General features: G+C 70.6%; 5 protein-coding genes. 3 read left to right on the top strand and 2 right to left on the bottom strand.

Annotated elements, in window-relative coordinates; genetic code table 11:
• The coding region (locus QM634_RS10840) for an adenosylmethionine--8-amino-7-oxononanoate transaminase (RefSeq protein ID WP_415042793.1) at positions 1-1,055 on the bottom strand (1,055 nt) is incomplete at its 3' end.
• Between the two features lie 99 nt (positions 1,056-1,154).
• Between QM634_RS10840 and QM634_RS10835 the strand changes: the two genes are divergently transcribed.
• Genes QM634_RS10835 through treY form a run of 3 tightly spaced genes read left to right on the top strand, consistent with a single transcriptional unit; the run spans position 1,155 to position 6,438 of the window.
• On the top strand, positions 1,155-1,772 hold the full coding sequence (locus QM634_RS10835; protein ID WP_415042792.1) for a TetR/AcrR family transcriptional regulator: 618 nt from the start codon (positions 1,155-1,157) through the stop codon (positions 1,770-1,772).
• Positions 1,773-1,810: 38 nt separating this feature from the next.
• Positions 1,811-4,099 carry an acyltransferase family protein gene (locus tag QM634_RS10830; protein WP_415042791.1) on the top strand — a complete coding sequence of 763 codons (2,289 nt, stop codon included), beginning with the start codon at positions 1,811-1,813 and terminating at the stop codon, positions 4,097-4,099.
• A 17-nt stretch (positions 4,100-4,116) separates the two neighbouring features.
• Positions 4,117-6,438: a malto-oligosyltrehalose synthase gene (gene treY, locus QM634_RS10825; protein WP_415042790.1), complete on the top strand. Its 2,322-nt coding sequence runs from the start codon at positions 4,117-4,119 to the stop codon at positions 6,436-6,438.
• Between the two features lie 4 nt (positions 6,439-6,442).
• On the opposite strand, the gene QM634_RS10820 is transcribed toward treY, so the two are convergent.
• Entirely contained in the window at positions 6,443-7,321 is an 879-nt protein-coding gene (locus QM634_RS10820) for a hypothetical protein (protein ID WP_415042789.1), read from the bottom strand.
• Between the last annotated feature and the right edge of the window lie 36 nt (positions 7,322-7,357).

The following is a 7,357-nucleotide window of genomic DNA, read 5'->3' as shown; positions in this document are numbered from 1 at the left end:
TCCAGCGGCGCCAGCCCGTCGCGCAGGCCGTCGCCGATGGCGGCGACCCGCCGGCGCCACGGGCCGTCGAGCAGGAGGTTCGTCGAGGCGAGGGCGATCGCGCAGGCCAGCGGGTTGGCCATGAACGTGGGCCCGTGCGCGAGGCCGCCGGCCTCCCCGGCGCTGATGACGGCCGCGATGTGGGCGGTGCACAGCGTCGCCGCGAGGGTCAGGTATCCGCCGGTCAGCGCCTTGCCGAGGCACATGATGTCCGGCGCGACGGCGGCGTGGTCGGCGGCGAACAACTCGCCGGTCCGGCCGAAGCCGGTGGCGATCTCGTCGAAGATCAACAGGACCCCGTTGTCGTCGCAGGCACTGCGCAACACCCGCAGGTATTCCGGGTCGTGGAATCGCATGCCACCGGCCCCCTGCACGACCGGTTCGACGATCACCGCCGCCAACTCGTCGGCGTGCTCGGCGATCGCCTCCCGCAGGCGCCGCGCGTAGGCCTCGTCGAACTCGCGCGGCGGCGCCGGGACGAAGACCTGGTCCGCCAGCACGTCGGTCCACAGGGCGTGCATGCCGCCCTCCGGGTCGCACACGCTCATCGGGGTGAACGTGTCGCCGTGGTAGCCGCCCCGCCAGGTGAGCAGCCTGGTCTTGCCGGCTCGGCCCGCCGATCGCCAGTACTGCAGGGCCATCTTGACGGCGACTTCGACCGACACCGATCCCGAGTCGCTGAAGAAGACGCGGTCGAGGCCGTCGGGGGTGATCTCGACCAGCCGGGTGGCCAGCTCGACGGCGGGCCGGTGCGTCAGCCCGCCGAACATGACGTGGCTCATCGCCCGCAATTGGTCGGCGGCCGCGGCGTCGAGCACCGGGTGCCGGTAGCCGTGGATCGCGGCCCACCACGAGCTCATCCCGTCGACGAGGCGCCCGGCCTCGGTCTCCAGGTGCACGCCGTCGGCGGAGTGGACCAGCAGCGCGGGGACCGCCGCCGGCAACGCCCCGTAGGGGTGCCAGACGTACTCGGCGTCGGCCTGCGCGAGGGAGGTCGGCGACGACGGTGCGGCCATGACTCCTCCTTCGGGCGCGGCGCTGGTGCCGGTCAGCGGTCCTGTACACCGTACAGGGCCGGTGGGAGGCGCCGATCACACGCCCGCTACCGTGGTGCCGTGGCGATCAACCGGGACGACGTGCTGGACGCGGCGCGCGACATCCTGTGCCGACACAGCCTGGCCGACCTGTCGATGCGGCGCCTGGCGACCGAACTCGGCGTCTCCCCCAACGCCCTCTACTGGCACTACCCGAACAAGCAGACGCTGCTCGCCGCCCTCGGCGACGACATCCTGGCCGCGGTCGCCCCGCCCGCCGACGACCTGCCGTGGGACGAGCGCCTGCAGATCCTCGCCCGGGCGATGCGCGCCAGCCTGTGCGCGGTGCCCGACAGTGCCGAACTCGTGTCGTCGTCGTGGTCCAGCGGCTTGTCGTCGATGACGGTGCTCGGCCATCTCACCGAGGCGGCCCGCGCCGGGGGGCTCGACGAGCGCGAGCAGCGCGGCCTGGTCACCGCGCTCGCCCAATTGGTGATCGGACTGACCCTCGAGGAACAGACCCGACGGCAGATGACCCGGCTGCAGGTGATCGATCCTGGCGACCGCGATTTCGACGCCGAATTCGACGACGCACTCGCGATCGTGCTCGCCGGCGCCCGGCAAATCGTCGGTGGCCCGCCGCGTTCGGCCGATACCTCCGATACCCGACAAAACGGCGCCGCAAACGCCCTGGCCTGAGCTTTCTCTCAGGTCGGCCGTGGTATCTTCGCTCACCGATGACCGCCCCCCGAAACAGGCCCGCCAGCAAGCCGCGAAGCAAGCCCCGCGGCACGCTCAGCAGTAGCCGCAGCGGCAAGTCCGCCACCGCCTCCGGCGCCCCCTCGTCGGCGCCCGCCTACCGCAACGACCTCGACGGTCTGCGCGGCGTGGCCATCCTGCTGGTGGCGTGTTTCCACGTGTGGTTCGGTCGCGTCTCCGGCGGCGTCGACGTGTTCCTGGCCCTGTCCGGCTACTTCTTCATCGGGTCCCTGCTGCGCCACGCCCAGGCCGCCCAGTCGCCGACCATGTCCTTCCGCGACGCGGCGAACCCGTGGCCCCGCCTCAAGCGGCTCCTCAAGCGCCTGCTGCCGGCGCTGTACACGGTCCTGATCGCCATCGCGATCCTCACCGTCCTGGTCATCTCGCAGAGCCGGTGGATCGACATCGGCAAGCAGATCATCGCCTCGGCGCTGTACTACCAGAACTGGTTCCTGGCCGAGAACTCCCGCGACTACCTCGCCGCCAGCGCCGCGAACAGCCCGATGCAGCACATCTGGTCGATGTCGGTGCAGGGCCAATTCTTCGTCGGGGTGCTGCTCCTGGCGCTGCTGGCGACGGTCCTGCTCAAGCTCGCCGCCAAGCCCCTCGCCCGCTTCGGCACCGAGCGGGCCGTGCGGTCGATCGTCGGCATCCTCGTCCTCGGCCTGGCGTCGATGTCGTTCTACTGGGCGAACATGCGCCACGGCGTCGACCAACCGTTCAACTACTACGACACCTTCGCCCGCATCTGGGAGCCGCTCGCGGGCGGCCTGCTGGCCATCTGGATGCCCAAGCGGTTCGTGCCGACCTGGATCCGCAACGCCGTCGGCGTCATCGCCCTGCTGCTGATCCTGACCTGCGGCTGGTGGATCAACGGCGTCGGCCAGTACCCCGGTCCGCTGGCCCTCGTGCCGGTCGGTGCGACGGTGGCCCTCATCTGGGTGGGCGCGACGGCCCTGTCCGCGCCCGGGCCCGACGGAAAGGCACCGGCGCAGCCCGAGGTGTCACAGCTCCTGGCCCGCCCGCAGGGCATCTGGCTGGGCAACATCGCCTACGCGCTCTACCTGATCCACTGGCCGCTGCTGATCTTCTACCTGGTCTGGCGCGACAAGGACCATGCGAACTTCTTCGAGGGCTCGGCGATCCTGCTCCTCTCGGTCGCGCTCGCCTGGCTGTGCAAGCGCTACGTCGAGGACCCGGTCCGCTACTCCCGCGCCCCCGAACCGCTGCGCAAATCCGCACCCGAGCACGTCGACGCCCACCGGAGCGGCCGCCGACGCCCGTCCTACGCCGCATCGGTGATCGCCGTGCTGCTGGTCGGCATGGTCGCCGTGGGCGCCGGCACCAGGGCGTGGACCTGGTACGTCATGTCCCAGCGCGTCGACACGACGACCCTGAACCCGCACGACTACCCGGGCGCGCGCGCCCTGCTCAACGGGTGGCCGGTCCCGGACAAGCCGCCGCGCCCGGCACCGAACGTCGCCGAGTTCGACTACCCGGAGACCAGTAAAGACGGCTTCATGTCGAACTTCCTGGACAACGACATCCACGTCGGCGTCTACGGGGACACGACCGCCACGCGCACCATCGCGCTGGCCGGCGGCTCGCACGCGGAGTTCTGGATCACCGCGATGAACATCCTCGGCAAGCGCTACCACTTCAAGGTCACGACCTACCTCAAGATGGGTTGTGCGCTGACCACCGAGCGAGTGCCCAAGAAGTCCGGCACCGACAACCCGTATCCGGAGTGCTACGACTGGAGCCAGCGGGTGGTCCGCAAGATCATCGCCGAGAAGGAGGCGGGCCGCCTCGACGCGGTGATGACCAACACCACCCGACCGCGCGACCACCAGCCCGGCGACTGGATGCCCGACGCCTACAAGCCGATCTTCGAGGACTTCATGGACGCCGGCCTGCCCGTCATCGGTGTCCGGGACACCCCGTGGCCGCGGGACAAGCGCGGCGAGGGCTTCCTGACCCCCGAGTGTCTGGCCGCCGGCGGGGATGCCGAGAGCTGCGGCACGCGTCGAGCGTCGGCGCTGTCGCCGACCGACCCCGCGATCCCCTACGCCGAGAAGCACAAGGACCTGTTCCACCGCATCGACATGACCAACGGCGTGTGCACCGCGGACTTCTGCCCGGCGATTATCGGCAACATCGTCGTGTACAAGGACTACCACCACCTGTCGGCCACCTACGTGCGCAGCCTGACCGATGAGTTGGGCCGCCAACTCACCGCGCAGATCGCCTGGATCGGCAACCCCTGACCGGTAAGGTTGCCAGCGTGGCGAAACACGTTGCGCCCGTTGCGACCTATCGCGTCCAGCTAAGTCCTGACTTCGGGTTCTCCGACCTGCGCAAGGCGCTCAAACCCATCGCTGCGCTGGGCGTCAGCCACCTGTACCTCTCCCCCGTCCTGGCCGCGATGCCGGGATCGACACACGGCTACGACTGGTCGCCGCCCGCGCGGATCAACCCGGCACTCGGTGGTCGGGAGGGCCTGGTCGAACTGCGCGAGGCGGCGGCGCGGCGCAAACTCGGCCTCATCCTCGACATCGTCCCGCAGCACGTCGGCATCGCCGACCCCGCGGCCAACCCCTGGTGGTCGGACGTGCTGATGCACGGGCTGGACTCGGAGTACGCGTCCTGGTTCGACCTCCTGCCGTCGCCCGACGGCACCATCGACCTGCCGATCCTCGGCGCCGACGGGATGGCGGCCGTCCGACTCGACGACGCCGGACGACTCGTCTACCACGACCGCGTGCTGCCCACCGCCCCGGGCACGGTGGGCCCCGGTGACGAGCCGCGCGACGTCGCGGCGCGACAGCACTATCGGCTCGTGCCGCATGCGAGCGGCCGGTACGGGTATCGCCGCTTCACCGATGTCACGGACCTGGCCGCGCTGCGCGTGGAGATCCCGGAGGTCTACGAGGCCACGCACGGGTGGCTGCGCGACCTGATCGCCGACGACCTCGTGGACGGGGTCCGGGTCGACCACCTCGACGGCTTCGCCTACCCCGACGAGTACCTGCGCCGACTGCGCGAGGACCTCGGCCCCGACCGGCTGATCTACGTGGAGAAGACACTCGGGGCCCTCGAGCACCTCAACGCGACCTACCCCGTGCAGGGCACCACCGGATACGACCAGCTGACCGTCGTCGGCACCCCCTTCACGTCGGCCGCCGGGCTGCGCGAACTCACCGAGCTGAGCGAGTTCTCCACCGGAATCCCCGGCGACGGGACCTGGACGATGCTCGAGCAGCAGAACCTCCGGCGCGAGGTGCTCGGCACGCGCTACGCCGCCGAACACGCCCGGCTGGCCGTCACCCTCGCCCGGATCGCCGGGGTCGACGCCCCGACGATCGACGAGCTCTGCGCGGTCACGGCCGAAATGATCGTGCTCATGCCCGTCACCCGCCCCGACCAGCAGGAACACCCCGGGTTGATCGGCGAGATCGCCGACGTCGTGGCCGAGAGCCACCCCGTCCTGCGCGAGCTCGTCCCCGACGTCGCACGCGCCCTCGAGTCGACCCCCGCGGCCGCGGCCCAGCTCGGTCAGCTGTGCGCGGCGGTGTACACCAGCGCCGTGGAGAACATCCTCTTCTACCGCAACCCCCGCCTGGTGTCGCTCAACGAGCTCGGCGGCCAGGCCTGGCTCGGACTGCCCGAGCTGGCGCACTTCCACGCCGTGAACACCCGCCGCGCCCACGACACCCCGTTGACGATGACCACCATGACCACCCACGACACCAAGCGCAGCGAGGACGTGCGGGCGCGCATCAGCCTCCTGTCCCAGGTGCCCCAGCGCTGGTCGCTGGTGGCCACCCAGCTCGGTCGCACGGCACCACCGCCGGACCGGGCCACCGGCATGTTCCTGCTGCAGAACCTGTTCGGGTCCTGGCCGGTCGACGACACGGGCCCGGTCCAGCCCGACGAGCAGTGGCGCGAGCGGATGCGCGCCTACGCGGTGAAGGCGGTCCGCGAGGCCGGAGTCCTGTCGTCGTGGGAGGACCCCGACGTCGGGTTCGAGACGAGCGTGACCGACTGGGTGGACACGGTCACCGGCGACGGGGTGAACGCGCCGATGATGGAGTTGGTGCAGTCCACCTTCGACGCCTGGCGGGCCGACGCGACTGCCCGCAAGGTCGTCAGCCTGCTGTGTCCGGGCGTCGGCGATCTCTATCAGGGTTCGCAGTGGTGGACCGACTCGCTCGTCGACCCGGACAACCGCCGCCCCGTCGACTACCGCCGCAGCCTGGACCATCCCAAGACGCAGGCGATCATCGACGCACTCGCGGTGCGACGGCGCCACCCCCGCTCATTCGGCCCCGGCAGCACCTATGTGCCGCTGGCCGCGACCGGCGAGGCGGCCGAGCGCATCCTCGCCTTCGGCCGCGCCGAGGGGCGGGACCAGGTGCCGACGGTCATCGTGGCCTGCGCCCGGCACACCTACAGCTTCGCCGGGGAACCGAAAGAATCGACCTACCTCGAGTTGCCCGCCGGGTCCTGGCACGACCGTGCCGGCAGCCGCCGGTTCAGCGGAACGGTGGTGATCGCCGACCTGATCGACGACCGCCACCCCGTCGTCGTGCTGGAACGCAGATAGCGCCTCAGTTGCCGCCGGAGGGGGACCCCTGGCCGCCGCCACCGGGCATCCCCGGCGGCAGTGCACCCTGCTGACCGCCGGCACCCTCGGGACTGATGACCGCCGAACCCACCAGGTCGGCCTTCGAGACGAGCCACTTGCCGCCCTCGTGCTGCATGTCCAGGCGCATCACGACGCGGTTGGTCGACTTGGCCGGTGCCATGGCGCCGCTGGCCTCGATGCTGGCGATGACGAGCGCCGAGCTGGTGTCGCCGGAGATCTTCTCGACCCCGGCGTGCTCGATCTTCGACGTCGCCTTCACGTCGAGCTGCTTGGTCTGCTGGGTGTGCTTGTCGCGCTGCTGGCTCAGCGTCTCACGGAGCTTGCCGGTCGACAGCGGACCCAGGATCTCCTTGGCCTTGGCCGCCTCGTCGGCATTGCTGACGGTCACCATCGCGGTGACGAACCGGGAGGCGGCGGACTGGACGTCGTTGAACGTGCGGACCTGCTGGCGCGCGCTGTGCCACTGCCACGCCCCCAGGGCGAGCAGCGCCACCAGAATGGCGGCGCCGGCGGCGATCGCGATCGTGCGCGGGTCGAAGGTCAGCGAGATCTCCCGCTTGCCCGACGTCTTCGCCGACTTCTCGGTGTCCGTCTCGACTGCGGCGTCCTCCCCCGCCTTCGCCGTGTCCGCCTTCGAGGTGTCCGCCTTTGCGTCGGCGGTCTTGGCGGCAGCGGTGGCCGTCTTCGGCGCCGCCTTCTTGGCCGGGGTCTTGCGGGCGGTGCCGGACGCGGCCCGCGTGCGGGGCTTGCGCTTCACCGTCGCGAGGTTCTCGTCGCCGGTCTCGACGGCGTCGGTGTCCTCACGGTCGGAATCGTCGTTGCGGGGGGCAGACTTCGCCATGCGTCCTTCTTCTGGTCTTCGGTCATCACGCCGACC

The organism is Gordonia sp. (in: high G+C Gram-positive bacteria), from assembly GCF_047606305.1.
GTDB lineage: Bacteria > Actinomycetota > Actinomycetes > Mycobacteriales > Mycobacteriaceae > Gordonia.
This window is presented reverse-complemented; position numbering and strand designations above follow the sequence as displayed.

Excerpts from the sequence above, each read along its gene's own strand:
- QM634_RS10830 (WP_415042791.1), top strand. The coding sequence starts at position 1,811 with ATGACCGCCCCCCGAAACAGGCCCGCCAGCAAGCCGCGAAGCAAGCCC.
- QM634_RS10820 (WP_415042789.1), bottom strand. The coding sequence starts at position 7,321 with ATGGCGAAGTCTGCCCCCCGCAACGACGATTCCGACCGTGAGGACACC.